This is a genomic window from Caballeronia sp. Sq4a, assembly GCF_023170545.1.
Taxonomy (GTDB): Bacteria; Pseudomonadota; Gammaproteobacteria; order Burkholderiales; family Burkholderiaceae; genus Caballeronia.
Genome location: NZ_CP084251.1, coordinates 1 through 24,593 on the forward strand (window position 1 = coordinate 1; position 24,593 = coordinate 24,593).

The 24,593-nt window shown below is 63.6% G+C and carries 23 protein-coding genes and 2 pseudogenes; 15 read left to right on the plus strand and 10 right to left on the minus strand.

Annotation, left to right across the window (positions count from 1 at the left end):
• Positions 1-1,365, plus strand: a complete 1,365-nt coding sequence (locus LDZ24_RS14035; protein WP_248322852.1) for a replication initiation protein — start codon at positions 1-3, stop codon at positions 1,363-1,365.
• A 43-nt stretch (positions 1,366-1,408) separates the two neighbouring features.
• Here the strand turns inward: LDZ24_RS14035 and LDZ24_RS14040 are convergent.
• The 3 genes and pseudogenes from LDZ24_RS14040 to parA all read right to left on the minus strand — a co-directional run.
• Positions 1,409-2,296, minus strand: a pseudogene (locus tag LDZ24_RS14040) (ParB/RepB/Spo0J family partition protein); the annotation flags it as partial.
• Between the two features lie 71 nt (positions 2,297-2,367).
• A pseudogene (locus LDZ24_RS28130) lies at positions 2,368-2,473 on the minus strand (chromosome partitioning protein ParB); the annotation flags it as partial.
• A 24-nt stretch (positions 2,474-2,497) separates the two neighbouring features.
• Positions 2,498-3,160 (minus strand): ParA family partition ATPase, encoded by a 663-nt coding sequence (gene parA / locus LDZ24_RS14045; RefSeq protein ID WP_248322855.1) that lies wholly within the window; start codon positions 3,158-3,160, stop codon positions 2,498-2,500.
• Between the two features lie 240 nt (positions 3,161-3,400).
• Here parA and LDZ24_RS14050 point away from each other — a divergent pair, with 240 nt between their 5' ends.
• The gene (locus LDZ24_RS14050) at positions 3,401-5,827 is read left to right on the plus strand and encodes a GNAT family N-acetyltransferase (protein ID WP_248322856.1); all 2,427 of its coding nucleotides are present in this window, start codon (positions 3,401-3,403) and stop codon (positions 5,825-5,827) included.
• Here the strand turns inward: LDZ24_RS14050 and LDZ24_RS14055 are convergent.
• Entirely contained in the window at positions 5,824-6,369 is a 546-nt protein-coding gene (locus LDZ24_RS14055) for a hypothetical protein (protein ID WP_248322857.1), read from the minus strand. The genes LDZ24_RS14050 and LDZ24_RS14055 overlap by 4 nt on opposite strands.
• An 87-nt stretch (positions 6,370-6,456) precedes the next feature.
• Positions 6,457-7,257 (minus strand): IclR family transcriptional regulator, encoded by an 801-nt coding sequence (locus LDZ24_RS14060; protein ID WP_248322858.1) that lies wholly within the window; start codon positions 7,255-7,257, stop codon positions 6,457-6,459.
• Positions 7,258-7,448: 191 nt separating this feature from the next.
• Here LDZ24_RS14060 and LDZ24_RS14065 point away from each other — a divergent pair, with 191 nt between their 5' ends.
• Genes LDZ24_RS14065 through LDZ24_RS14080 form a run of 4 tightly spaced genes read left to right on the plus strand, consistent with a single transcriptional unit; the run spans position 7,449 to position 11,030 of the window.
• Positions 7,449-8,495 (plus strand): aldo/keto reductase, encoded by a 1,047-nt coding sequence (locus tag LDZ24_RS14065; RefSeq protein WP_248322859.1) that lies wholly within the window; start codon positions 7,449-7,451, stop codon positions 8,493-8,495.
• The gene (locus LDZ24_RS14070; protein ID WP_248322860.1) at positions 8,492-9,340 is read left to right on the plus strand and encodes an amidohydrolase; all 849 of its coding nucleotides are present in this window, start codon (positions 8,492-8,494) and stop codon (positions 9,338-9,340) included. Before LDZ24_RS14065 ends, LDZ24_RS14070 begins: the two co-directional genes overlap by 4 nt.
• Before the next feature lie 52 nt (positions 9,341-9,392).
• Complete coding sequence (locus LDZ24_RS14075; RefSeq protein ID WP_248322861.1) at positions 9,393-10,136, plus strand: SDR family oxidoreductase; 744 nt, start codon at positions 9,393-9,395, stop codon at positions 10,134-10,136.
• Positions 10,137-10,181: 45 nt separating this feature from the next.
• On the plus strand, positions 10,182-11,030 hold the full coding sequence (locus tag LDZ24_RS14080; protein ID WP_175940823.1) for an ureidoglycolate lyase: 849 nt from the start codon (positions 10,182-10,184) through the stop codon (positions 11,028-11,030).
• Positions 11,031-11,097: 67 nt separating this feature from the next.
• Here the strand turns inward: LDZ24_RS14080 and LDZ24_RS14085 are convergent, their stop codons facing one another.
• Complete coding sequence (locus LDZ24_RS14085; RefSeq protein WP_206469020.1) at positions 11,098-11,535, minus strand: PaaI family thioesterase; 438 nt, start codon at positions 11,533-11,535, stop codon at positions 11,098-11,100.
• 247 nt (positions 11,536-11,782) lie between these two features.
• On the opposite strand from LDZ24_RS14085, the gene LDZ24_RS14090 reads away from it, so the two are divergent.
• On the plus strand, positions 11,783-13,324 hold the full coding sequence (locus LDZ24_RS14090) for a methyl-accepting chemotaxis protein (RefSeq protein WP_248322863.1): 1,542 nt from the start codon (positions 11,783-11,785) through the stop codon (positions 13,322-13,324).
• Here LDZ24_RS14090 and LDZ24_RS14095 read toward each other — a convergent pair.
• Positions 13,321-14,433 (minus strand): AGE family epimerase/isomerase, encoded by a 1,113-nt coding sequence (locus LDZ24_RS14095; protein WP_248322864.1) that lies wholly within the window; start codon positions 14,431-14,433, stop codon positions 13,321-13,323. The two genes, LDZ24_RS14090 and LDZ24_RS14095, sit on opposite strands and share 4 nt — an antisense overlap.
• 105 nt (positions 14,434-14,538) lie before the next feature.
• Between LDZ24_RS14095 and LDZ24_RS14100 the strand changes: the two genes are divergently transcribed.
• From LDZ24_RS14100 to LDZ24_RS14130, 7 genes are all read left to right on the plus strand, one after another.
• Positions 14,539-15,222, plus strand: coding sequence for an MgtC/SapB family protein (locus LDZ24_RS14100; protein WP_248322865.1), 684 nt, complete (start codon positions 14,539-14,541; stop codon positions 15,220-15,222).
• A gap of 120 nt (positions 15,223-15,342) precedes the next feature.
• On the plus strand, positions 15,343-15,978 hold the full coding sequence (locus tag LDZ24_RS14105) for a hypothetical protein (protein WP_248323358.1): 636 nt from the start codon (positions 15,343-15,345) through the stop codon (positions 15,976-15,978).
• Positions 15,979-16,192: 214 nt separating this feature from the next.
• Positions 16,193-16,345, plus strand: coding sequence for a hypothetical protein (locus tag LDZ24_RS14110; protein ID WP_248322866.1), 153 nt, complete (start codon positions 16,193-16,195; stop codon positions 16,343-16,345).
• Positions 16,346-16,578: 233 nt separating this feature from the next.
• The gene (locus tag LDZ24_RS14115) at positions 16,579-17,196 is read left to right on the plus strand and encodes a flavin reductase family protein (protein ID WP_248322867.1); all 618 of its coding nucleotides are present in this window, start codon (positions 16,579-16,581) and stop codon (positions 17,194-17,196) included.
• A gap of 255 nt (positions 17,197-17,451) precedes the next feature.
• On the plus strand, positions 17,452-18,630 hold the full coding sequence (locus tag LDZ24_RS14120) for a glycine betaine/L-proline ABC transporter ATP-binding protein (protein ID WP_175940830.1): 1,179 nt from the start codon (positions 17,452-17,454) through the stop codon (positions 18,628-18,630).
• Complete coding sequence (gene choW, locus LDZ24_RS14125; RefSeq protein ID WP_175940831.1) at positions 18,623-19,525, plus strand: choline ABC transporter permease subunit; 903 nt, start codon at positions 18,623-18,625, stop codon at positions 19,523-19,525. The genes LDZ24_RS14120 and choW overlap by 8 nt, the downstream gene beginning before the upstream one ends.
• Positions 19,526-19,532: 7 nt before the next feature.
• Entirely contained in the window at positions 19,533-20,525 is a 993-nt protein-coding gene (locus LDZ24_RS14130) for a GlxA family transcriptional regulator (RefSeq protein WP_248322868.1), read from the plus strand.
• Between the two features lie 39 nt (positions 20,526-20,564).
• Here the strand turns inward: LDZ24_RS14130 and LDZ24_RS14135 are convergent, their stop codons facing one another.
• The 3 genes from LDZ24_RS14135 to LDZ24_RS14145 form a co-directional block, all read right to left on the minus strand.
• Positions 20,565-21,329: a class II aldolase/adducin family protein gene (locus LDZ24_RS14135; RefSeq protein ID WP_248322869.1), complete on the minus strand. Its 765-nt coding sequence runs from the start codon at positions 21,327-21,329 to the stop codon at positions 20,565-20,567.
• Positions 21,330-21,353: 24 nt separating this feature from the next.
• Positions 21,354-22,439 (minus strand): GlxA family transcriptional regulator, encoded by a 1,086-nt coding sequence (locus tag LDZ24_RS14140; RefSeq protein ID WP_248322870.1) that lies wholly within the window; start codon positions 22,437-22,439, stop codon positions 21,354-21,356.
• A gap of 118 nt (positions 22,440-22,557) precedes the next feature.
• Positions 22,558-22,872 (minus strand): hypothetical protein, encoded by a 315-nt coding sequence (locus LDZ24_RS14145; protein WP_244849699.1) that lies wholly within the window; start codon positions 22,870-22,872, stop codon positions 22,558-22,560.
• Between the two features lie 308 nt (positions 22,873-23,180).
• Between LDZ24_RS14145 and LDZ24_RS14150 the strand changes: the two genes are divergently transcribed.
• Positions 23,181-24,575, plus strand: coding sequence for an L-serine ammonia-lyase (locus tag LDZ24_RS14150; protein WP_248322871.1), 1,395 nt, complete (start codon positions 23,181-23,183; stop codon positions 24,573-24,575).
• Positions 24,576-24,593: the final 18 nt, after the last annotated feature.

A 24,593-nucleotide genomic window follows, 5' to 3' on the forward strand; every position in this document is an offset into this window, starting at 1 on the left:
ATGGCGACCAGGCGCGCAAAGAAAACCGACGTAGTCAGCCCCAGTTCGGCGGAATTGCGCAAGGCCGTTGAGGCCATCGCGATTCAGCCGAAGAGCGGGAAGATCACGCTGCTGACGCGCAAGCTGTTTAACGTCTTGCTCGCCGTTGCGCAGCAAGCGGATGAATCCGGCGACACGTATCGCGCGCTGCTTTCGGATATTGTCGCGAATTCGGCCTTCGATTCGAACGACACGGCGCTCGTCAAAGAACACTTGCGCCGCATGGTTTCAGTGCAAGTGGAGTGGAGCACCGGTACGTCGAGCCAGAAGCCCGGCCGCAAGTGGGGCATATCCACGCTGATCGCCGACGCGGAAATTCTTGAAGACCCCTCTACGCGTCGGGTCTGGGTCGAGTTCTCATTCGCCCCGAAGATCAAGAAGAAGCTGCTTGACCCAGTTCAGTATGCCAGGTTGAGCCTGCAATTCCAGAGCCAGTTGCGCAGCAGCGCCGGCCTTGCGCTGTACGAGATCTGCGTCCGGTATCTGACGAATCCCAGCCATCTGACGATGCGCGAAACCTGGGAGTGGTGGCGGCCGATCCTGTCCGGCACGCCCGATACGGAAGCCGGCGACGAGGCGAAACGCGAGTACAAATACTTCAAGCGCGATTACCTGCGCCCCGCGATTGCGGAAGTCAACGCCGTCACCAATATCTTCGTCGAACTGGTGGAGCATCGAGAGGGGCGGCGCGTCGCCGAGATTCAATTCCGCGTGACCGAACGCAAGCAGCCGATGCTTGCGTTGGACGAGCATCCGAATGTCTTCGACAGCACGCTCGTCGACCGCATGGTCAAGATCGGGATTCCGCTGAAGGAGGCGCAAACCCTCTATGCCGATAGCGAGGAGAACCGCATCCGAGCCGCTTTGCTGATGACCGAGCAGCGCATGCGCAGCACGACTTTGCCGCCGGTCCGCAGTGCCGCCGCCTTGTTCAAAGACGCATTGAAGAAGGGCTATGCGCCGCCGGTCGACGCGTTGCCGTCCGCTGCGAATGGCGCTTCAACGCGGGCCGGCGCGCCGAGCGCCTCGGCGGCGGATGATCTCAAAGCCCGGCTGTTGGGGGAATTCTCGGCTTTCCGACGCAAGGAAGCCCGCGCGATGTACGAAGAGCAAGGTGAGGAAGAACGGGAGCTTGCGCGCCAGAGCTTCGAGCAAGAGTTGTTGCCGGAGCTCGGGGCGCATATGCGCGACGATTGGCGAAAGCGCGGACTAGACTCGAAGCTCGCGGAAACGTCGTTCTTCGACTGGCTCGCCCGGCGGACGTGGGGCGAGCCGACCGATGGGGACTTGCTCGCTTTTACGCTGAGCCAGTCGCGAGCGAGCTGACAGCCTTAAGCGAGGCGGCGTCCATGCCGCCGGCTGCCTACTGTTAATTCTGCGTGTTCGCTTTTTCCAGCATCGTCTCGATCTGATGCAGTAACTCGTCACGTTTCTCGCGTGACAAGCCCCGCAGCCTCAATTCGAGCCGGTCCTCGCCATAAGATTTGAGATCCCCGACTGCAACGCCGTCAAGCTTGACTTCCAGGCGTTGCGCATACCGCTGGCGGCCGACGGGCTTCGGCGTCTCCTGCCCGCTGGCGCGCCCCTTGACGATGTCCGCGACCTGGCGAGTGCTCAAGTCGTCCGACGTGATCTTGTTGATAAGCCGAAGCGTCGCGTCGCTGCCCCGCGCTGCGTGGTAGCGGGAGATCTGATACGCCATATTGGAACCGAACCGGTCCGGCCGGGCGACCATCTCTTGCATCACGTTTTCCGGCAGCTTCGCGATGGATAGCGCCACGGCGATCGTCGATTCATCCAGCCCAAGATGTTCCGCCAGTTCACGCTGGCTCTGGAAGTGTTGCTCGTCGAGGAAGCGACGCCAGACGACCGCGTTGTCGAAGACGGTCTGCGAATCGCGCTGAACGTTGAGGTCGTATCCGAGCTTGTAGCTCTCGATGCCGATCGGCAAGTCGACGACGACTGCCTTCACCGTCTCCTTGTTAGCCTCCTTGAGCGCGCGCACGCGCCGACCGCCGTCGCTCACGAAGAACGTGCCCGGCTCGTCGTAGTCCGGAATGACGTGAATGGCTTGCTGTTGACCTTGCTTCGCCAAGTTGACTGCCAGTTCGGCGATCGAGGCCTTCAGGTAGAAATGGCGCGGGTTGAAGGGGCTCGCCTTGATGGCCTTGAGCGGCAACTCGATCACCTGCCCTACCGTGTAGCGATTCGCTCTGCGCCAAGCTCGGTATGGCTCGGATTCGTGCGCCGCGTTCGCGTCAGATTGATCGTCGGCGACGAATGCGCTCGACCGGCCGTTGGCTGCGGCCTGCGACACCTGCTGCAGGTCGACGATGCCGTCAATTGCGTTGATTCGATCGAGCGCGGTTCTCTTTTCACTGCTCGTGGTATCGGGACGGGCTTTGAAGCCCTTTGCGAACTGCGACGGTTTCATTCAGGGTCCTTTATGCGCATAAAGTCAGGCGAGCATGGCGAGGATCTCGTCGGCACACGCGCGGATCTCTGCCGCCGCGAGCCGTGAGCCGCGATCCGTCATCTGCAGTACGGTCTGGCCAAGCGCCATTGCTTGTTTGTAGCACTCGCGCGTCGGAATCTGCGTCTTGAGCAGCGGAAAGCCGAGTTCCTCCAGCGCGACTTTCAGTTCTCGCGTGAGCATGCGTTTCTCCTCGGTCTTGTTAAGCAAGAAGACCGCGCGCAAATCTTCGTTCATGACCTGCGCCTGTTGCACGAGCTTGACGAGTCCGACGCTCGACCAATAATCCGCGGGCGAGGAAGACGTCGGAATGACCGCGATGCTCGCGGCCAGAAGGACCACGCCCGAAACCTTCTCCGTAATCGACGGCGGACAATCGACGACGATGATGTCGTAGTCGTTGATGAACTTCCTGATTTCGCGGTGGATTTGGCCGCCCGCCTCGGAGAGGTTGACGACCGGAAACGAAATGCCCGACGCGTCTTCCGAGGCGGCGCTTGACCAATGAATGAGCGTGTTCTGACCATCCGCGTCGACGACGAGCACGCGCTTGTTCTTCTCATAAAAGGCTGCGCCGAGGTGCATCGCTATCGTGCTCTTGCCGACCCCACCCTTCTGTTGCGTGATCGCTATGATTTCCGCCGCCACGTTTTGCTCCGAAAATGTACGTTTGGAATTCTACATAGCGCTAAAACTTTTTCCAGCAATATTCGTCGTAAAGCCACGCGTTAGCCAAACGGACGAGGCTTTATGCGCATAAACCGGCAGCACTGCGCCCACTTTGCTTTATGCGCATAAAGCTCGCGGACATGCGCAACGCTGTGTGCTTATTCGACGGGCTGGCCAGATCGCCTATGCTTACCGTTGACCAACCTGGTGAGAGCCGCTATGACCGTCCGCAACCTCGATACTCTGTTCGCTCCGCAGTCGATCGCGATAATCGGCGCATCCTCGCGAGAGAGAAGCATCGGTGAGATGGTGTGGAAACGCGCGACGTCTTCCGGGTTCGCAGGCCCGGTGTGGCCCGTCAATCCGAAACACGCCTCGCTGGGCGGACAACCGGTCTTCGCTGACGTCGACGATCTTCCTGATGCGCCAAGTGTGGCGGTCTTGTGCACGCGGCCCGAAACCTGGCCTTCGCTCGTCGAGAGTCTCGGTCGGAGAGGAACGAAAGCGGTCGTGATCGTCGGCGAAGCACATGAGGCCGGCCCAGCTGCGTCGTATGAGCCATCAGCCGTTTCGTCGCAGCACGAATGGACAAGTCGCACGCTGGCTGCCGCTCGCCCGCATCTGCTTCGCGTCGTTGGGCCGGCAAGTCTCTGCGTCATGACGCCGTCGATCGGCGCCTGTCTCGGCGCGCCGGTGTGCGAAGTGAAATCGGGCGGAGTCGCATGGGTGTCGGCATCCAACGCGCTGACTAACGGCGTTTTGGGCTGGGCCCGTGCTCGCGGCCTCGGTTTCTCGAGAGTGGTCGCGCTCGGCGACGAAGCCGACGTTGACGTCGGGGACGTCGTCGACTTCCTGGCGAGCGACGCGTCGACGCGGGCGATCCTGCTCGCTATCGAGACGATAAGCGCAGCGCGAAAGTTCATGTCCGCCGCGCGTGCGGCCGCGCGAAACAAGCCTGTGCTGGTACTCCGGACCGGTCACGACGATCCGTTCGACCGCCTTTACGGCGCTGCATTTCGACGCGCAGGGCTGGTGCGCGTCGACTCACTCGACGACCTCCTCGACGAGATCGAAACCCTCGGCGTCGGGCGCGTCGCCTCAAGCGACGCGGCGACCGTCATCACTAGCGATCGCGGCGTGGCGGCTCTCGCGAAAGACGCGTTCGGCGCGGCGGGAGGCGGCCTCGCCACCTTTCCTGCGGCAGCACGGGACGCCGTCGCGGCTGCGTTGCCGAGAGCGCAAGCCGGCAATCCGCTGCTGCTCGGCGACGACGCATCGGCGAGTGATTTCGGCGACGCGCTGCGAACGCTCGCACCCTACCGCGAGACCGGTACGGCCTTTGTCGTGCACGCGCCGACGCACAGCGCACCGGTGGCGGACGTTGCGCGCACGCTGATCGCGGAGCGCAAGCATACCTATCGCGGTGTGCTTGCCTGCTTCTTCGGATGCATCGATGCTGCCACGCGCGATGATCTTCATGCGGCCGGGATCCCTGTGCACACGACGCCGCATCGATTGGCACGTGGCTTCGCGCGATTGGTCGACTTCCGGCACGGCCGCGAACTGCTGATGCAGACGCCCGACGGCTTGCCCGCCGACGTGCCGAAAGATATCGACGATGCGCAAAAGGAGGTGCGCGAGGCGTTGGCGAACGGCACGGTTGAACTGGAAGGGGAACGCGCAGCGCGCATTCTCGTTCGCTTCGGCATCGCCGTGAAGCCGGGCCCTTGCGAAGCAAAGTCCAGCGACGGACTCGAAATACAGACGCGCCTTCTCAACCATCGCGTCTTCGGCCCTGTGTTCGAGTTTCGGGCAGAAGGCGCGCTTGGGCTCGCGGATGCCCTACATGAATTCTCGCTGCCGCCGCTGAATCCGGTGCTTGCTCGCGATCTGATCGCACGCTCGCCGCGCTCACGGGAGTTGCCGGGCGACATGCTGCTTCAGGCGCTCACCGCATTGTCGCAACTCGTCTGCTACGTCGAGGAAATCGTCGCGCTTAAGCTGACCTTGCAGGTGACCCGCGACTCCGTTGCCGTGCACGAGCCGCAACTGACGTTGGGCGCGCACCGCAAGCCGCTTGCGATCGTCCCGTATCCGCGCGTGATGGAAGAGACGCTCGACTGGCGCGGCATGCGCATCACCGTGCGCCCCATTCGACCGGAAGACGAAGACGCGCATCGGGCATTTGTCGCTGCGAACACGGCGGAAGATTTGCGCTTGCGCTTCTTCGGCGCGGTGCGCAGCTTCGATCATTCGCAACTCGCGCGCATGACGCAAATCGACTACGACCGCGAGATGGCGCTCATCGTGACCCGAGCGAACGCGGACGGCGCGTCCGAGACGCTTGCGGTCGCCCGCGCCATCGCCGACCCGGACAACGAGACGGCCGAGTTCGCGCTCGCCGCGCGCTCCGACATGAAAGGGCAGGGTTTAGGCTCGCTGCTGCTCACGCGAATCATCGATTACGAAAAAAAGCGCGGCACGCGATGGATGATCGGCGAAGCCCTGCGGGAGAACGCGGGCATGATCGGGCTGGCGCGCAAGCTGGGTTTCGAACTGACGCGCACGGACGACCCGGGCGTCGTCGGTTTCAAGATGCGGCTCGGCGAGACGCCGGCACAGCCGCCATCCGTCGCGCGCAGTTAGGCGCCGATTTTTGAAAGCGCGTCGTCGATTTGTTCGCGTGACAGCGAGAGTTCGCTCAACAATGCTTCGGCATACGATGCGCCGGTTTCGCGTTCGAGCCGCGCGATGGTGAGTGCGCAGCGCGCGGCGTCCTTCGGCGTCGCGATGAACGCCTTCACGGAATGTCCCGCCGTGAACGCTTCGAAGAGCGGCGTGCGAATTTCGTCGGGCAACGCGCGCGACGTCCACTGATACGGCTTGCCGTTGTACGTCAATTGCGGCGGCAGCGTGCGCTCTTTTTTCGCGGCGGGGATCAGACCGTAGGTGCGCGCCGCTTCGCCGATCTGCTCGGGCGAGAAGAGTTCGTCCGGGCTAATGTCGAACTGCGCGATGTGTGCTTCGATGGCCTGCATGGCGGCGGCGCGATCGTCGCGCTTTTTCTGTGCGCGGGCGACGATGTCACGCAGTTCATCGGCCTCGTCGGTGGTGATGGTGAAGCTCGCTTGTTTTTGTTGAAGCTCGGAAAAGCGCAGGAACTCGGAATCGGAGAGAAGTTTCGCCATGGATGATGCGTCGAGATAGGCACGGCGGCTCGCAATGGGCAGCCGCTATTTTGAGAGGGCCGCCATTCTAACGTGATCCGCGCGCGGCTAAACGCGCGACATCGAAAGCGCGGCCGCGGCATCTCTCAGCAGCGAGGTGACTTCTTCGATGGACGGCGCCACATATTCGTCGATCCGCCGCATGTACGGACACGTCAGCGCCGCGATCGCTTGCCCGGACGGACCGAGCAGCGGGAACGTCACGTCCGTGATGCCGAAGGTCTGCTGACTCTCCTTCTTCGAGAAGCCTGCTTCCCGAATTCGTCGGTAATCGGCGTCGAGCACGCTGCGGTCGATCGGCAATTCGCCTTTGACCTTTGTATGCTCGGCCAACATGTGATCGCGCTGTTCGTCGGTCTGGAAAGCCAATATCACGCGGCCCGATCCGGTGTCGATCAGTCCGACGCGCGAGCCGAGACGCACGGAAATGCCCCAGGCGCCCGGGCCGTCCACCTGCGCGATGACGAGCAAGTTGCCGCGGTCATAGACGGCGAGATGGACCGATTGCTCTGCCGCGTCGGCGAAACGCTGCATGACGGGCAACGCCTCTGCGATCAGCCGGTTCATCGGCGGATGACGGTGCGCGAGCGCATACAGCTTGAGGCTCAACGAGTAGCGGTCGCCTTCGGGCGAGCGCGCGACGTACTGGCGCGCGACCAGCCGCTCGAGCATGCGATACATCTCGCTCGCGTTGCGCCCGAGCAGCTTCGTGATTTCCGCACGCGTGAGCCCCGACTTCTGCTCGGCTAGCAATTCGAGGATGTCCAGTCCTTTGTCGAGGGCCGGCGCGCGATATCGGTCGGCGTCGTTGTCTTCCGCGTCCACGGCAGTTGGCGTCTGTCGGTTCATGTTTCGGCGTGCGCTCGGGTCCGGCCGCGGTCTTAGGGAATACACCGAGCGCCCGGGGCCGCGCCATCCTTGACTTGGTTTTGTGCGTCTATGAATAATACGTTCATTAATGAATGTGCCGCCACCCCGAGCGCTAGATTCGCCAACCGCTCGATCCGCAGTCCATCGCATCAACTCTCCGAGGCTTGCAGATGACCGCTGAAACGCAGGACGTTTTGCCCCGACGCCGAATCGGATCGACTTCGCTGGAAGTGACGGCGCTGTCGCTCGGCACTGCGCCGCTCGGCGGCCTCTATCACGAACTGACCGAAGATGAAGCGCGCGCCACGGTGGATGCCGCGTGGCAAGCGGGCCTCCGCTTCTTCGACACTGCGCCGCACTACGGTCACACGAAGGCGGAGCATCGTCTGGGCGATGCGCTGCGCCGGTATCCGCGCGAAGACTTTGTTCTCTCGACCAAGGTCGGCCGCCGTTTCGTGCCGCGAACGACGCCCGATGACGGAAGCGAAGGCTGGGCGAATCCGCTGCCGTTTCAGGCCATCTACGACTACACCTACGACGGCATCCTCCGCTCGTTCGAAGACAGTCAACATCGGCTCGGCATGATCGATATCGACATCGTGCTCATTCACGATATCGGCCGATACACGCACGGCGAAAAGAACGCGCACTATTGGCGTCAATTGACGGACGAGGGCGGTTTTCGCGCGCTCGATGAGTTGAAGCAAACGCGCGGCGTGAAAGCCGTCGGACTCGGCGTCAACGAAGGCGCAGCCGTCATGGAAGCGATGGCCGAATACGACATCGACTGCGCGCTCCTCGCCGGACGTTACACGCTACTTGAACAGAACACGCTCGACGCTTTGCTGCCCGAATGCGAGAAGCGCGGCGTCAGCATTCTGCTGGGCGGAGCGTTCAATTCGGGCATCCTCGCGCGTGGCCTGGATACGAACGCGCACGGCGATCTCAAGTTCAACTACGGCGACGCGCCCAAAGAAATCGTCGAACGCGTCGGCAAACTGGAGCGGGTCTGTCGCGACTTCGGCGTCGCGCTCTCCACGGCGGCGCTCCAGTTTCCTTATGCGCATAAAGTTGTGGCCACCGTCCTGATGGGCGCGCGCACGCCTGACGAAGTGCGCCAGAACGCCGCCTCGTTCGCGACGCCGGTTCCGCCCGCGCTGTGGGATGCGCTGCGCGCCGAAGGATTGCTTCACCCGAACGCGCCGGTGCCGCGATGATGCCGGACGACTCAATCGACGCGCATCAGCATTATTGGGACCCTGCGCGCGGCGACTACGGCTGGCTCACGCCCGAGCTGGAGCCGCTCTATCGCGTCTTCGGACCGCACGATCTCGCGCCGCTGCGCGAGGCGACGGGCGTCGCTCGCACCGTCGTCGTTCAGGCTGCGCCGACCGTCGATGAAACCCGCTATCTGCTTGCGCTGGCCCGCGACGATCAATCGGTGGCGGGCGTCGTCGGCTGGGTTCCGCTCGATTCCGACGACGCGCCTGAAATCATCGACGAATTCGCACGCGATCCGAAGTTCAAAGGCGTGCGCCCGATGCTTCAGGACCTGCCCGACGATACATGGATCGCTCACGCGCCCCGCGAAGCCGCGATACAGCGCCTCATCGAGCTCGATCTCGCCTTCGACGCGCTCATCTTCGCGCGGCACGTGCCGTCGCTGATCGAGTTCGCGCGGCGGTATCCGTTGCTGCGCATCGTCGTCGATCATGGCGCGAAGCCGCCGATTCGCGACGGCATCGACGCGGGCTGGCAACCCTGGGCCGATGGCATCGCGCAACTGGCGGCGCTGCCGCAGCGGCTCTACTGCAAGCTGTCCGGCCTCGCCACCGAAGCCGCGCCAAACTGGACGGAGGCGACGCTGCAACCCTACGTCGTGCATCTGATCGAGCAATTCGGCGCAGAACGTCTGATGTGGGGCAGCGATTGGCCGGTGCTGAATCTCAACGGCGGCTACACTGAGTGGCATGCTGCCGCCACGTGCCTCACCGCGCATCTCGAAAAGGCCGGGCAAGCGGCGATTTTCGGCGCAAACGCCCGCGCGTTCTACCGTCTCTGAGACCTGCCATATACCCGGCATGTCTCAAAATTAACCTGGACTGGAGCAGTGGATGGTACAAAGACTGGCAGGCAAGACCGCGCTGATCACGGCGGCCGGACAAGGCATCGGGCTCGCGACGGCCGAAATGTTCGCGGCTGAAGGCGCGCGCGTGATCGCGACGGATATCCGCATCGAATCGCTCGAAGGCAAGCCGTTCGAGGCGCGCAAGCTCGACGTTCTCGACGCTCAGGCCATCAGCGATCTCGCGAACGAGATCGGCGCAATCGACGTGCTGTTCAACTGCGCGGGCTACGTTCACGCCGGCTCGATTCTGGAAGCGACCGAAGCCGACTGGGACTTCGCCTTCGACCTGAACGCGAAAGCCATGTATCGGACGATCCGCGCGTTCCTGCCGGCCATGCTGGAAAAGGGCGGCGGCTCGATCATCAACATGTCGTCGGCGGCGTCGAGCGTGAAGGGCGTGCCCAACCGCTTCGTGTATGGCGCGTCGAAGGCGGCGGTCATCGGCCTGACGAAGTCGGTCGCGGCGGATTTCGTCACGCGCGGCATCCGCTGCAACGCCATTTGTCCGGGCACCGTGGAATCGCCGTCGCTGAAGGAGCGCATCGCGGAGCAGGCGCAGGCGCAAGGCGCGACCGTCGAGCAGGTGCAGGCCGCGTTCGTCGCGCGCCAGCCGATGGGGCGCGTCGGCCGCGCGAGCGAGATTGCGGCGCTCGCGCTGTATCTCGGCTCCGACGAGTCGTCGTTCACCACGGGTCAGATTCACGTTATCGATGGCGGCTGGTCCAACTGACCGTCCGTCGCTTTTCAACTTTTAGAACCACGAGGATCACATCAGATGAAGCTGCTTCGTTACGGCCCCAAGGGTCAGGAAAAGCCGGGCCTGCTCGACGCGGACGGCCAGATTCGCGACCTTTCGTCGGTCGTGGGCGACATCGCCGGCGACACGCTGACCGATGCGGGCCTGGCGAAACTGCGCGCCGTCGATCCGGCGTCGCTGCCCGTCGTCGAGGGCAATCCGCGCATCGGACCGTGCGTGGCGCGGGTCGGCAAGTTCGTGTGCATCGGCCTGAACTACGCGGACCACGCCGCAGAGTCGAACTTGCCGGTGCCGACGGAGCCGGTCATCTTCGGCAAGTGGACGAGCGCCATTTGCGGCCCGAACGATGACGTCGAGATTCCGCGCGACTCGAAGAAGACGGACTGGGAAGTCGAACTGGGCGTCGTGATCGGCAAAGAAGCGAAATACGTCGATGAAGCCACCGCGCTCGATTACGTAGCGGGCTATTGCGTGATCAACGACGTGTCCGAGCGCGAATGGCAGCTCGAACACGGTACGCAGTGGGACAAGGGCAAGGGTTTCGACACGTTCGGCCCGATCGGTCCGTGGCTCGTCACGAAGGACGAGATCGACGATCCGCAGAAGCTCGACCTGTGGCTCGAAGTGGACGGTCATCGCTACCAGAACGGCAACACGAAGACGATGGTCTTTACGGTCGCGCAACTGGTCGCGTACTTGTCGAAGACGATGAGCCTGCAGCCCGGCGACATCATCTCCACCGGCACGCCGCCGGGCGTCGGCATGGGCGTGAAGCCGAGCCCGGTGTTCCTGAAGGCCGGCCAGACGATGCGTCTCGGCATTCAGGGCCTCGGCGAGCAGCAACAGAAGACCGTTGCGGCCAAGTAATACGCCGCGCGTTCCAAACAGAAAACCTCGCCGCGGCGAGGTTTTTTGCTTCTGGACGGTAAGAGACCTACGCGTCGTAGAGCGCTTCGGCCGCGCCGTCGCCGATGCGCGTGATCGTGCCCTGCGCCACCGCGACGAGCCGCTCGGTATTGCCGTCGGTGACGAAAACATCGCATTGGCAAGTCGCCTGCGCCATGCCCGCATGAACCACGCGCGCCCGCGCCATCAGCGTGCCCGTCACCGCCGGGCGCAGATGATTGATCTTGAATTCGCCCGTGACCACCTTAGGACCGAGCCGCAACGCGCCCGCGAAGGTGAGCGCGTTATCGACCAAATAGCTCACCACGCCGCCATGCACGAAGCCGTGTTGTTGCCTCAATTCGTCGCGGATCGGCAGACACAGCGTGAGACTCGCTGAATCGACCTGCATCAGCTTGGTTCCAAGCAAGGCGCTGAACGGCTGCGCGTTCAGTGCACCGCGTGCGATATCGACAATCTCGGCCATTCGGACACTCCTTGGTGGGTTCGGCGCCGTCCTGCAAAGACAATAGATAGCGATCGCGCGCTTCGCAAGGAAGTTCGGCAAAAATCGTGCAACGGTGCGTTTCGGCGTGCCACGGCGCCCGGCGCCACCGGCATCGATCCTCCATAGACACGCTTTCCGGCTAGCGATTCAAGCTTGTCGCGTTGCCTGCCGTAAACCCGCACTGTCGCCGTCATGGAACGGTCAATCGTCAGTACGGGTGGAAGTGATGTTTGGAAAAATCAAGGTTGCATCGGGCTTGCTCGCGGTACTCGTCGTGTTTTGTGTCTTTCAACTCGTGACCGAAGGGCTGGGCTTCTGGTCGCTTTCGAGGACGCACGACGACGTCAACAATCTGTCGGACATCGCGCTGAAACAGGTCAACGCCGTCAACAAGACCACGCAGCATCTGATGGACGCGCGCATCAACCTGTCGCGCGCCGGTACGCGCATGGTGCGCGGCGGCGCGGAACCCGTGGAGATCGTGCAGCACGCGCGCGAACAGATCGCGAGCGCGGAGAAGTCGTTCGGCGCTTTCATGAACGCGCCCAAGACCGGCGATGAAAACGTCGCGCGCATGAACGCGCTGCAGGCGAAGTACGCCGAGTACGCGAAGGCGCTCTCCGAACTCGTGCAGTATCTCGACGCTGGCAATATCCAGGCGTTTCTCGATCAGCCGACGCAGGGCTTTCAGGACCGCTATCTCGCGGAACAGCAGAAGTTCGTCGACTTCGGCAATGCGTCGAGCAATGCGTACCTCGAATCGATCGACACGCGCTACGCGTGGTTCCGCGCGGTGGGCATGGCGATCGCCGTCGCGCTGATCGCCGGCGTCGTGCTCGTGCACATCGCGCTGCGTCGCGGCGTCATCGCGCCGCTGGAAGAAGCCGGCCGCCACTTCGAGCGCATCGCGCAAGGCCGCCTCGACGAGCACATCGCGGATCGCGGCAGCAACGAAATCGGCCGCCTGTTCGCCGGTCTGGCCGCCATGCAGGCGAGCGTCGCGAACACCGTGAAGACCGTGCGCGAAACGTCGGAATCCATCAACTTCGGCGCGGACGAGATCGCGAGCGGCAACGCGGACTTGTCGGCGCGCACCGAGAATCAGGCGGCTTCGCTGGAAGAAACCGCATCGAGCATGGAAGAGCTGACTGCCACCGTGCGCCAGAACGCCGAACATGCGCGCGAAGCCAACGCGCTCGCGGGCGAAGCACTCGAAGCGACGTCGCGCGGGTCGAGCGTCGTGGACGACGTCGTCGACAAGATGCGCGTGATTGCGCAAAGCTCCGACAAGATCGCCGAGATCATTTCGGTCATCGACGGCATCGCGTTCCAAACGAACATCCTCGCGTTGAACGCGGCGGTCGAAGCGGCGCGCGCAGGCGAGCAGGGCCGCGGCTTCGCGGTCGTGGCGGGCGAAGTGCGCGGCCTCGCGCAGCGTTCGGCGCAATCGGCGAAGGAAATCAAGGAATTGATCGGCGAATCCGTCGCTCAGGTCAGCGACGGCTCGGAACTGGTCGAGCGCGCCGGCTCCGCGATGCGCGAAGTGTCCACGTCGATCTCGCGCGTCACGCAGATGATGGCGGAAATCAGCGCGTCGTCTCTGGAGCAGAGCGTCGGCATCGAGCAGGTGAATCAGGCGGTCACGCAGATGGACGAGATGACGCAGCAGAACGCGGCGCTCGTCGAGCAGGCCGCCGCTGCCGCGTCTTCGTTGCACGAGCAGACGCGCCAGTTGAAGGCGGCGGTTTCCGTGTTCCAGCTGGCCTAAGCAGGCAACGACGCGTACGCCGTGGCGAGGTGATACGGCGTCGTGGACGGCATTTCCGCCCGGCTGATGCTGCCATCGGCCGCGCGGCATTCCACCCATCCCCGCGCGTGCAAGAAGCGCGCGGCGTATCGGCCGATCTGCTCGCCGAGCGCGTCGCCGCGCGTGGCGAGCGCCCGCAGATATTCGGTCTGCGCCCAGATGCGCTGCGTGCCGTCGATCACACGGCCGGTCTCATCGAGCGCGGCGAACACGCTGCCCGTCTTCTCTTCGATGCCGTGCTTCTGCGCGAAGTCGAACGCGCGTTCCAGCCGCTCGTCCAGCGCGACGGCCTTGAATGCAGCATGTCCGCTGCCTTTGACCAGGAAATACCATTCGAACTGATGCCCCGGCTCCAGCCGGTTGTCCGCCGCGCCGATAGGCAATTCGGCGATGCAGCCTGTCGGCTCGTGCACGAACATGCGCGCGATCCATTCGGCGAGCGTGGCGAGGCGTGCGTCGTAGGCGGCGTCGCCCGTTGCTTCCCGCGCAGCGAGCCATGCTTCCGCGAGGTGCATCAGCGGGTTTTGCAGCGGACCTTCCATGGTCGCGGCGAAGTCTTCTGCCACGACGGCGTTCAGCACTTCCCCGACATGCGCGAACCGCGTTTCGATGAGCTTCGCCGTTTCATCGAGAACGGCGAACGCGCGCGCCGAACCGCTCTTGCTCGCGTAGTGCGCGCACGCGAAAACGACGAACGCGTGCGTGTACAAGTCCTTTTGCCGCTCGAGCGGCGCGCCGTTTGCATCCACGCTATAGAACCAACCGCCGTTGCGCGTGTCGTGAAAGTAGTGCTGCAACGACTCGAACAAGGTCGCGGCGTGATCGAGATCGCCCGCATCCGCGAAAACGAAAAGCTGGCGCGCGCACGCCATCGCGCGATAGCGCTTGGGCGGCAGCGGCGCGTGGTCGTCGGGACCGACGGCTTCGAACGGCAGACGCAGCGTCGCGTTGAAGCCGGGGCCGCGCCACAGCGGAAGCACGACATTCGCGTAATGCGCGCGCAGCGCCGCGCCGGATTGAAGATTCGCGGGCGGCGTCAATGGCGCGCCGGGCGTGGATGGATGTTGCATGCGACAGTCTTTAGAAGTGTTCCGAGAGGCGCTACGGCGTAGCCTGGCAAGCATAGCAAACGGCGCTCGTCGCGCGACAAGCCGGCATCACGAGGAGAGAAAAACATGTTGAACAACGTCGAACTTGTTTCCCGGCTCGTCATGGCCGCCGCGCTTGGCAGCGTGATCGGCTTTGAGCGCGAGCGGCTTTCGTGGGCCGCCGGGCTGCGCACGCATATGCTCGTGTGCGTTGGCTCGGCGTTGATCATGATCGTGTCCGCGTTCGGATTCGCGGATGCGCTCAAGGCGGAGCATGTGGTGCTGGACCCATCGCGCGTGGCGGCGCAGGTCGTATCGGGCATCGGCTTTCTCGGCGCGGGCTCGATTCTTTTGCGTGGCGAGATCGTCCGCGGCCTGACGACGGCGGCGAGCCTGTGGTCCGTCGCGGCAATCGGGCTCGCGGTCGGCGGCGGCCTGTACACGGCGTCGATCGCGGCGACCGCCATCATCCTCGTCATTCTGGCGGGGCTGAAGCCGCTCGAGCGACGTTTCATCTCGGTGAGGCAGCGCCGACAACTGACGATGCTCGTCGATCGCGGCTCGCTCTCGTTTCATGCGCTGCACGAGGCGCTCGGGCCGGGCAGCGTGCGCGTGAAGCAGTTCGTCGTGCAGCAGAGCGAAGAGTCGCCCGATTCGGACGAAGTGCAAGTCGAGCTGTCGCGCGTGTCGGAAGAGGAGTATCGGTCGATCTGCGCGCGCTTGCGGCAACTCGACGTCGTCCGCGAGTTTCGCGAAGACGGCAACGTCTGAGCGGCGGCGCGCGAGTGCATTGCACGGATGCGAGATTGAACGCTGAAACATCGCGCAAAGCCGCTGGATAAGGCCCGCAGCCGTGCGACAATGCGGCCTCGAAATTTATTGCCGGACCGCGTGGGCGCGCTGCGCGCCAGCAGTTCAGGCCGCAGTCTTTCGATCCGCAGCTTCCGACCTATGCCAGATTCCGCTGTACCCCGAAATCCTGACGTCTCATCGGACGATACCGTTCCTTCCGCGAAAGCCAGCCGCCGGAGTCCGGCGCGCACCGCGCAGCGCGTCGCCCAACTGCGCGAAGCGATCCGCCCCGGCGAAACGCTCGACCTCTTCGCCGAGGACGCGGAACGCGCCACCCAGCAGGCGATGAACACCGATATCCGTCAGGGCACGTTCGAGGGCTTCGAGTTGCCGGAGGTGTTTCTGGCGGCAGTGGAATCGTCGGCGAGGCGGCGCGCAGCGCGTGCAGCGGCGCCGGCCGAAGCGCCGGCAGAGACGCCGATGCAAGGCGATCTGATCGCGGATTCGCCCAACTCCCCCGGTTCGGCGGATGAAGGTCCGACGCTCCTTGCTACCGCGACCACTTTTCAGGCGCCCGATTCCGTTTCACTCGATCGGCAAGTAGCGGCGGTTGCCTCGCACTCGTTTCAGTCGTTCGCCTGGCTTCTGTGCGCGATGCTCGCGACCTACGCCACCGTCATCGCCCAGCCGGTGACCTGCCTTCCGACCCTCCCCGACGTCTTCAACGCGCGATAGTCCCCTGCGGCAACGTGCCTCGGATTGGCGCGGGATGACCGCCGCGCGGCCCTTTACGCCCCGCCCCCATTTTCCAGCCGGTCAAAAAAGCCGTGTCTGTAGAAAAACTACAACATTTTTGGGAAGGAAATGCTGCATTGCACTAGGAATCCGGCAGGGCAAACCCTATAATCATGGCTAAGGGAAAACCCTCAATCACCAACCGGAGTCTCACATGAGCTACCTCTTCGCACTGCTGCAAAAACTCGCTTCGATGTTCGAATCGCCGCACCTGCCGTTGGACACAGACTACTCGTATCAAGCGCGTTTCCGCGAATCGGAGCGTCAGCGCAAGGCACGCGGCACGGCTTTCGGCATTCATCTGTAATGCGCGGCTAAAGGCGGCGCGGGACACACACTAGAAGCAATATGCGACGGCAAGCGCCGTACACCCGCCCGCCAGTTCTGTAGTTTTTCTAGCAGTTCTCCAGCATCTCACTTCCGCGCTCCAGGCGCGCGACACGGCATCGTCTCCCCCGCAGTTTTTCCGCGCCCGTCGTCCGACGAGCTGCCGCGGTATCCTTTCGTTCTCACGAACCCTCGCGCATTGCGCGGCCCCTCATGACCGGCGACATCCACTTCTACGATCCGAGCGAAGGCCACGGCCTGCCGCATGACCCATTCAAGGCAATCGTCGCGCCGCGCGTCATCGGCTGGATCTCCAGCCGCACCGCCGAAGGCGGCGTGAACCTCGCGCCGTACAGCTTTTTCGGCGCGTTTGCGACGTTCCCTTACGTGATCGGCTTCTCCAGCGAAGGCCGCAAGGACAGCATCAGCAACATCGAGGCGACCGGCGAATTCGTCTGGAATATGTCGACGCGTCCGCTCGCCGAGCGCATGAACCGCACATCCGCGCCGGTGGCGCCGGAGATCGACGAATTCGAGCTCGCAGGCTTGACGAAAGCGCCCGGCCGCAATGTCGACGTGCCGCATGTGGCTGAGTCGCCGGCGGCGCTCGAATGCCGGCTGCTGCAAGTGGTGCGCATCCACGACCTCGCCGGCCAGCCGATGAACAACTGGCTCGCGCTTGGGCAGGTGGTGGGCGTGCATATCCGCAGCGAGTTTTTGAAAGACGGTCTCTTCGATACCGCCGCCGCGCGCCCGATCATGCGCGCGGGTTATCGCGCGGACTACGCCGAGATTGGCGAAATGTTCCAGATGATTCGCCCGAGCGCCTGACCCCAAAGGCGAAAACATCGGCTTCGCGCCGCGACTTGTCGTGGCGCGACACGCATCCCCCGTTGCGCGCTTCTCTCCGTTCTTCCGCAAAGCCTTGTCTATCAAGGGCGTCCGGCTGTCTGCCGCGAAACTGCGACAAATCGGTGTCGTATTTCCACATGTGATTGTCGCAAATAGTCGGCTCACGGCACTTTTTTCTGGCAACTATGTATGCAGAGCGCGGAAGCGCGTCCGCCACGGTTCTGGAGAATGTCGATGGATTCCCCCAAGGTAGTGGTCGAAGGGCTGTGCAAAGTGTTTGGCAGCAACCCCAAACAGGCGATCGACCTGTTGGCCGGCGGTGCGTCGAAGGAAGAAGTGTTCTCGCGTACCGGCCAGATTGTCGGCGTCCACAACGTCTCGTTCGATGTCAGGGAAGGCGAGATCTTCGTGCTGATGGGCCTGTCCGGCTCCGGCAAATCGACGCTGATTCGCCTCATCAACCGGCTCGTCGATCCGACCGCCGGCAAGGTGCTGATCGACGGGCGCGATGTGGCCGCCGTGCCGCGCTCGGAACTCACGGCGCTGCGCCGCCGGGACATGAGCATGGTGTTCCAGTCGTTCGCGCTGATGCCGCAGCGCACGGTGCTGTCCAACGCCGCGTTCGGGCTGGAAGTGGCGGGCGTCGGACGCAAGGAACGCGAATCGCGCGCCATGACCGTGCTCGAACAAGTGGGCCTCGCGCCGTTCGCGCAGAAGCTGCCGTCGCAGTTGTCGGGCGGCATGCAGCAGCGCGTGGGCCTTGCGCGGGCGCTTGCCGTCAATCCTTCGCTGATGATCATGGACGAAGCGTTTTCCGCGCTCGATCCGCTCAAGCGCAAGGAAATGCAGAACGTGCTGCTCGACCTTCAGCGCGAGCAGCGCCGCACGATTCTCTTCGTCTCGCACGATCTCGAAGAAGCCATGCGCATCGGCACGCGCATCGCGATCATGGAAGGCGGCCGCGTGGTGCAGATCGGCACGCCGCAGGAAATCATCAAGAATCCCGCCGACGACTACGTGCAGGCCTTCTTCGAAGGCATCGACACTAGCCGTTACCTCACGGCCGGCGATCTCATGCAGACGGACGCCGTGCCGGTCATGAAGCATTCGCCGCAGATCGACGCATCGAGCGTCGCGAAGACACTCAACGGCAGCGCGGAATACGCGTTCGTGCTGGACGCCGAGCGCCGCATTCGCGGGTTCGTCGGGCGCGACGCCACGGGCAACGCCGTGCCGCAAATCCATCATGTCGAATGCATTCAGCGAACCATGACGCTCGACGACGTGGTGAATCGCGTGGTCGCGAGCCCCGCGCCGCTGCCCGTCGTCGATGCAGACGGTTCGTACTGTGGTTCGGTCAACAAGACGAACGTGCTCCAGGTCTTAACGCGCCATCGAGGTTCCCATGTCTGAAATCATTCCGCTCGGTAGCTGGGTCGATCACGGCGTCCACTATCTGCTCGATCACGACGCCAAAACGTTCGACTCCATCGGCAAGGTCATCGAGAGCTTCGCGGCGCTCATCGAACACGGTCTGCAGGCCATTCCGATGTGGGCGCTCATGGCGATCTTCGTCGGCATCGGCTTGTGGCGCGTCGGCTGGCGTTTCGCGGCGTTCACGCTGCTCTCGCTCCTGCTCGTCTACGCGACAGGCTTCTGGGATCAGATGGTCATCACGCTAGGTCTTACGTTGTCCTCAACGTTTATCAGCTTGTTGCTCGGCGTGCCGCTCGGCATCTGGACCGCCAAGAGCAAGATGGTCGAAATGGTCGTGCGCCCCGTGCTCGACCTCATGCAGACCATGCCTGCCTTCGTGTATCTGATTCCGGCCGCGATGCTGTTCGGCCTCGGCCGCGTGCCCGGCATTCTGTCGACCGTCATCTTCGCGATGCCGCCCGCAGTGCGTCTCACGTCGCTCGGCATCAAGCATGTGAATCGCGAGATCGTGGAAGCGGGTCAGGCATTCGGCTGCACGCCGTGGCAACTGCTCTACAAGGTGCAGATTCCGAACGCGCTGCCGTCCATCATGACCGGCGTGAACCAGACCATCATGATGGCGCTGTCGATGGTCATCATCGCGTCGATGGTGGGCGCGGGCGGCCTCGGCAACGACGTGCTGGCGAGCATTCAGCGGCTGGATATCGGCCTGGGCTTCGAGAGCGGCTTGTCCGTGGTGTTGCTCGCGATCATTCTCGATCGCATCACGGAGAGCTTCGGACGTTCGCCGGGCATGGCTCGCGCGCCGCTTCTCTCGGGCTTCAAGTCGGTGATGCGCGTGCGCCGCGCGCCGGCCGCGCAACAAGGTTGATGCGCCCATGAAGCGCGATGCGATCGCCCCCGCAGCCGCCGAATCGCCGCTCGCCCATCTCGCGCACTTCGGCTTTCTGACGCTGCCGAACTTCTCGATGATCGCGTTCACGAGCGCGGTCGAAGTGCTGCGCATGGCGAACTACATCGGCCGCGCGGAGCACTACAGATGGTCGGTCATCACGCCGGACGGCGAGCCGGCGCGCGCGAGCAACGGCATGACGGTCAAGCCCGCGACGACGCTGGACGAAGCGGGCATGCCGGACGTGCTGATCGTGTGCGGCGGCTGGCACGTCGCCGATTATGTCGACGACACGGTGATCGCGCTCTTGCAGCGCGCGCATGAAGCGGGCGTGCCGCTTGGCGGCATCTGCACCGGGCCGTATGCGCTTCTCGCGGCGAAGCTGCTGGACGGCTACCGTTGCACGCTGCACTGGGAAGACATGTCGCCGGTCAACAAGCGCTTCCCGCATGTGCGCTTTGCCGACGAGCTTTTCGTGATCGATCGTGACCGCGTGACCTGCACGGGCGGCACCGCGCCGCTCGATTTGATGCTCAATCTCGTGAGCCTGCGGCTCGGGCAGGCGCATGCGGCGCAAGTGTCGGAGCAGTTCATCGTCGAGCGCATACGTGGCTCGACCGACTATCAGCATATTCCGGTCGATGCGCGCGTCGGCTTCTCGCGGGCGGAACTGGTGGAAGTCGTGCGGCTGATGGAAGCGAATATCGAAGAGCCGCTTTCGCTCGACGAACTCGCGCGGCTCGTGCATCTTTCGCAGCGGCATCTTCAGCGCATGTTCAAGATGTTCCTCAGCGTGTCGCCGACGCACTACTACCTGACGCTGCGCCTGCGACGCGCCCGCGATCTGTTGCGCAACACGGATGCATCGATTGCGCGCGTGACGAGCATCTGCGGTTTTCATTCGCCTTGCCACTTCAGCAAGGCGTATCGCGCGCAATTCGGCCATGCGCCGAGCGCAGAGCGGCGTCTTTCCGCTTGACGCCGCCGCTGCGCGTTGCGTCACGACGCTAGCTGACGATCACGTTCGATAATCCGTCTTGCCGCCTTCGATCATGCGCAACGCGGCCTGCCATTGCAGCGCGGTAATGCTTTCCATGCTGTCGCTGCGATACTGCGCGGCCGTCGTTTCGCACACTTCGGGCGAAGGCAGATTCAACTCGCCGCCGCCCGCGAGCGCGCGCAGCTGAATCTCGCAGGCCCGTTCCAGAAAATAGATTTCCTGGAACGCAGCGGGAATCGAACGGCCGCATGCAAGCAGGCCGTGATTGCGCAGAATCATCGCGTTATGCGGGCCCAGATCGTTGACGAGACGGTCTCGCTCGGCGAGATCCAGCGCGATGCCTTCGTAGTCGTGATAGCTGATCTGCCCGTAGTACTTCAGCGCATGCTGGCTGATGGGCAAGAGCCCCTGCTTCTGCGCGGAGACCGCCGCGCCCGCCGGCGTATGCGTATGCACGACGCAGACCACATCCGGCCGCGCCATGTGAATGGCCGAGTGAATCGTGAAGCCCGCCGGATTCACGCGATACCGCTCGGGATGCTCGGCCGCGTTCGCATCGACCGGACGGCCTTCGCTGTCGATGCGCACGAGGTCCGACGCGCGCATTTCGTCGAAGAGCACGCCGTATCGGTTGATGAGGAAGTGATGCTCCGGCCCCGGCACGCGCGCACTGATGTGCGTGAAGATCATGTCGGTCCAGCGAAAATGCGCGATCACGCGATACAGCGCCGCCAGGTCACAGCGTAGCGCCCACTCTTGCTCCGAATATCCGTGAGTCTCCATGCCAGTCTCCTTCGTTGGAATTGGTCAGATGGCCTGCGCGCGGCCGGGAAACGTCTCGTCGTAGTCCATTGCGTGATGCACTTCCTCGGTGTCTGCGCCGCGCTGCTCGCGATACATCATCGGCGGCAGGCCGAACTGCTTGCGAAATTCGCGGCCGAGATGCGATGCATCGGAGAAACCGCAGCTCGACGCGATATCGGCCACTGTCTTGTCGGAACTCGTCAGCAGCCAGGCGGCCGTGCGCAGCCGCACCTGCTTGGCGTACGCCTGCGGCGCCTTGCCTGTCTCGGCTTTGAAGAGGCGTTCGAGTTGCCGCGTCGACATATCCAGCTTGTGCGCGAGTTCATCGAGCGTGAGCGAACGGCCGACGTGCTGCTCCATCAGAAGAATCGCGCGCTTGACCTTCGGATGCGTGGCGGGCGCGAGGCCCGGCGGATGCGGCTGCGGCGCGTTGCCTTTCTGCAGGTCGTCGACGAGCAGAATGCGCAGCGCCTTTTGCACCGTCGCGGTCTCAAAGTGCCGCAGCAGGATGGCGGCGGCCACGTCGATGGAAGCGCGCCCACCCGAGCATGTGATGCGCCGTCTGTCGATCACGAATAGCCGGTCCGCGACGAGCAGTTGCTCATCCGCTTGCGGGAAACGCTCGACGAAGTCCCAGTAGTGGAACCAGCTCACGCAGACGCGATGGCCGTCGAGCACGCCCGCGCGCATCAGCGTGAAAACCCCCGTGCACATGCCGACGATGGTCGCGTCGCGGGCGGCGGCGCGGCGAATGAATTGCAGCGTGGCATCGCTCGCGGAAGGCCCGGAATGCAGCAGGCCGCCTACGACGACCACGTAGTCGAACGGTTCGGCCTGCTCGTAGGTTTCCCACGGCGTGATCTGGATGCCGCAGCTCGCGCGCACCGGCGCGAGCGTTTCGCCGATCACGCTCCACGAGCAGCGCACCGGGCGGCTGAAGTCGCCTTCGTCGGCGGAAAGACGCAGCAGATCGACGAAGCCGGAGAACGCGGTCAGCGTGAAGTTCGGCAACAGCACGATGCCGAAGCGGATGCGCGATTTCGATTGGCCGTCGATGGAGAGCGGCGGAAGAGATTCTGCGGGATTCATGCGCGTGCGATGCGGCGGCTCTGGGGTATGCGGCGAGCATAACACCGGGCGCGCGCAACGGGCGCATCGTCAGAAAGGAAGGAAACGCCGCGCAGAACGCGCGGCGTGAAGCGATGAATCAGGCGCCGAGAACCGCGAACGCCCAGGCGAACACGCCGCCGATCAGCGCGCCCGTCGAACGGCCGAGCAGGCTCGCGACGGTGTAATCGCCCCAGCGTTGCTCGACCTCGGCCTTCAACACGCCGAAGTAGCGCAAAACCGGATCGATCGAGCAGACCAGCATCAGCGCGGCCCACAAAGGCGCTTCGCGGGTGAGGACGTGTTCGGGAGCGAGGACGCCTGTCGCCTGAAGCGCGCCGACGACGCCGACGCCGACAAGAAACGCGAAGACCCAGGACTTGAAGAACTGATCGGGAAGAGCGTGACTTTCCATTGCTGCAAACCGGTTAAACGGGGGACTGGAAGACGAGAGACGCATTCGCGCGGGCTCTCACGGACCTAGGGAATATACCGAGACGTATTTGTTTAGCCGTTCGGAGCAATCTCAAAAATGCCCCGGTTTGCAACGAAACTGCGCAGGAACGCGCTGCGGCCTGCGCGCTCTGGTAAGCGCTGACGCCGCCATCCCATTTCCATGCCGTTTTTGTTCTATCTGCCGGAATTGCGGTTTGGTGCAATGAGGCCATGTCGAACGCGCTCGCTCATTCGAACGACGCGAACCGCCAACCTTGAGGCCACGCCATGAATGTCAGCGTTTTCGATCTGTTCAAGATCGGCATCGGACCTTCCAGCTCGCATACCGTCGGGCCGATGATCGCGGCATGCCGCTTCGCGTCGCATATCGAGGACGCGAACCTGCTCGGCTTCGTCACCCGCGTGCGGGCCGAGTTGTTCGGCTCGCTCGGCGCGACGGGCAAGGGCCACGGCACCGACAAGGCCGTGCTGCTCGGCCTCGAAGGCAATCTCCCCGATCTGATCGATCCGGACGCGATCGCGCCGCGCCTCGCCGACATCCGCGCGACGAAGCGTCTGAACTTGCTCGGCAAGCGCGCGATCGTGTTCGACGAGCGCGAGCATATCGGCTTCTATCGCAAGCTGATGCCGGGCGCGGCAGGATCGAGCATGGTGCATCCGAACGGCATGCGTTTTCAGGCGTTCGATGAAAACGGTCAACTGCTCGTCGAGAAAGAGTATTACTCGGTCGGCGGCGGGTTCGTTACGAACCGCGAAGGCGAGCGCGTCAACGGCGTGCGCGCGGGGGCGAGCGTGCCGTATCCGTTTCGCACCGGCGACGATCTCATGCGCATCTGCCGGGAGACAGGTCTGTCTATCGCCGATGTCGCGATGAAGAACGAATGCGCGAATCGCAGCGCACACGAAGTGCGCGAGGGGATGCTGGCCGTGTGGCGCGTGATGGCCGCGTGCGTCGAGCGCGGCTGCAAGGAGCGCGGCGATTTGCCGGGACCGATGCAGGTCAAGCGCCGCGCCGCGGACCTGTGCGCGCAACTGCGCTCGCGTTCCGAGGAATCGCTGCGCGATCCGCTTTCGATGCTCGACTGGGTGAACCTCTACGCGATGGCCGTCAACGAAGAAAACGCTTCGGGCGGGCGCGTGGTCACTGCGCCGACCAACGGCGCGGCCGGCGTGATTCCCGCCGTGCTGCACTACTACGTGAAGTTCATGCACGGCGCGAACGACGAAGGCATCGTGCGCTTTCTTCTAACAGCGGCAGCCATCGGCATCATCTACAAGGAGACGGCTTCGATCTCCGGCGCGGAAGTGGGCTGTCAGGGCGAAGTGGGCGTCGCGTGCTCGATGGCCGCCGCCGCGCTCGCAGCCGTGATGGGCGGCACGCCCGCGCAAGTGGAAAACGCCGCTGAAATAGGCATGGAACACAACCTCGGCATGACGTGCGATCCCGTCGGCGGCCTCGTGCAGATTCCGTGCATCGAGCGTAACGCGATGGGCGCGATCAAGGCGATCAACGCCGCGCGCATGGCGATGAAGGGCGACGGCCAGCATTACGTGTCGCTCGATTCGGTCATCAAGACCATGCGCGAAACGGGCGCGGACATGAAGACGAAATACAAGGAGACGTCGCGCGGCGGGCTGGCCGTGAACGTCATCGAGTGCTGAAACACCGCTACGAAGGAA

Coding starts and splice junctions, on each gene's coding strand:
- LDZ24_RS14035 (WP_248322852.1), top strand. CDS start 1: ATGGCGACCAGGCGCGCAAAGAAAACCGACGTAGTCAGCCCCAGTTCG.
- LDZ24_RS14050 (WP_248322856.1), top strand. CDS start 3,401: ATGACCGTCCGCAACCTCGATACTCTGTTCGCTCCGCAGTCGATCGCG.
- LDZ24_RS14055 (WP_248322857.1), bottom strand. CDS start 6,369: ATGGCGAAACTTCTCTCCGATTCCGAGTTCCTGCGCTTTTCCGAGCTT.
- LDZ24_RS14060 (WP_248322858.1), bottom strand. CDS start 7,257: ATGAACCGACAGACGCCAACTGCCGTGGACGCGGAAGACAACGACGCC.
- LDZ24_RS14065 (WP_248322859.1), top strand. CDS start 7,449: ATGACCGCTGAAACGCAGGACGTTTTGCCCCGACGCCGAATCGGATCG.
- LDZ24_RS14070 (WP_248322860.1), top strand. CDS start 8,492: ATGATGCCGGACGACTCAATCGACGCGCATCAGCATTATTGGGACCCT.
- LDZ24_RS14075 (WP_248322861.1), top strand. CDS start 9,393: ATGGTACAAAGACTGGCAGGCAAGACCGCGCTGATCACGGCGGCCGGA.
- LDZ24_RS14080 (WP_175940823.1), top strand. CDS start 10,182: ATGAAGCTGCTTCGTTACGGCCCCAAGGGTCAGGAAAAGCCGGGCCTG.
- LDZ24_RS14085 (WP_206469020.1), bottom strand. CDS start 11,535: ATGGCCGAGATTGTCGATATCGCACGCGGTGCACTGAACGCGCAGCCG.
- LDZ24_RS14090 (WP_248322863.1), top strand. CDS start 11,783: ATGTTTGGAAAAATCAAGGTTGCATCGGGCTTGCTCGCGGTACTCGTC.
- LDZ24_RS14095 (WP_248322864.1), bottom strand. CDS start 14,433: ATGCAACATCCATCCACGCCCGGCGCGCCATTGACGCCGCCCGCGAAT.
- LDZ24_RS14100 (WP_248322865.1), top strand. CDS start 14,539: ATGTTGAACAACGTCGAACTTGTTTCCCGGCTCGTCATGGCCGCCGCG.
- LDZ24_RS14110 (WP_248322866.1), top strand. CDS start 16,193: ATGAGCTACCTCTTCGCACTGCTGCAAAAACTCGCTTCGATGTTCGAA.
- LDZ24_RS14115 (WP_248322867.1), top strand. CDS start 16,579: ATGACCGGCGACATCCACTTCTACGATCCGAGCGAAGGCCACGGCCTG.
- LDZ24_RS14120 (WP_175940830.1), top strand. CDS start 17,452: ATGGATTCCCCCAAGGTAGTGGTCGAAGGGCTGTGCAAAGTGTTTGGC.
- choW (WP_175940831.1), top strand. CDS start 18,623: ATGTCTGAAATCATTCCGCTCGGTAGCTGGGTCGATCACGGCGTCCAC.
- LDZ24_RS14130 (WP_248322868.1), top strand. CDS start 19,533: ATGAAGCGCGATGCGATCGCCCCCGCAGCCGCCGAATCGCCGCTCGCC.
- LDZ24_RS14135 (WP_248322869.1), bottom strand. CDS start 21,329: ATGGAGACTCACGGATATTCGGAGCAAGAGTGGGCGCTACGCTGTGAC.
- LDZ24_RS14140 (WP_248322870.1), bottom strand. CDS start 22,439: ATGAATCCCGCAGAATCTCTTCCGCCGCTCTCCATCGACGGCCAATCG.
- LDZ24_RS14145 (WP_244849699.1), bottom strand. CDS start 22,872: ATGGAAAGTCACGCTCTTCCCGATCAGTTCTTCAAGTCCTGGGTCTTC.
- LDZ24_RS14150 (WP_248322871.1), top strand. CDS start 23,181: ATGAATGTCAGCGTTTTCGATCTGTTCAAGATCGGCATCGGACCTTCC.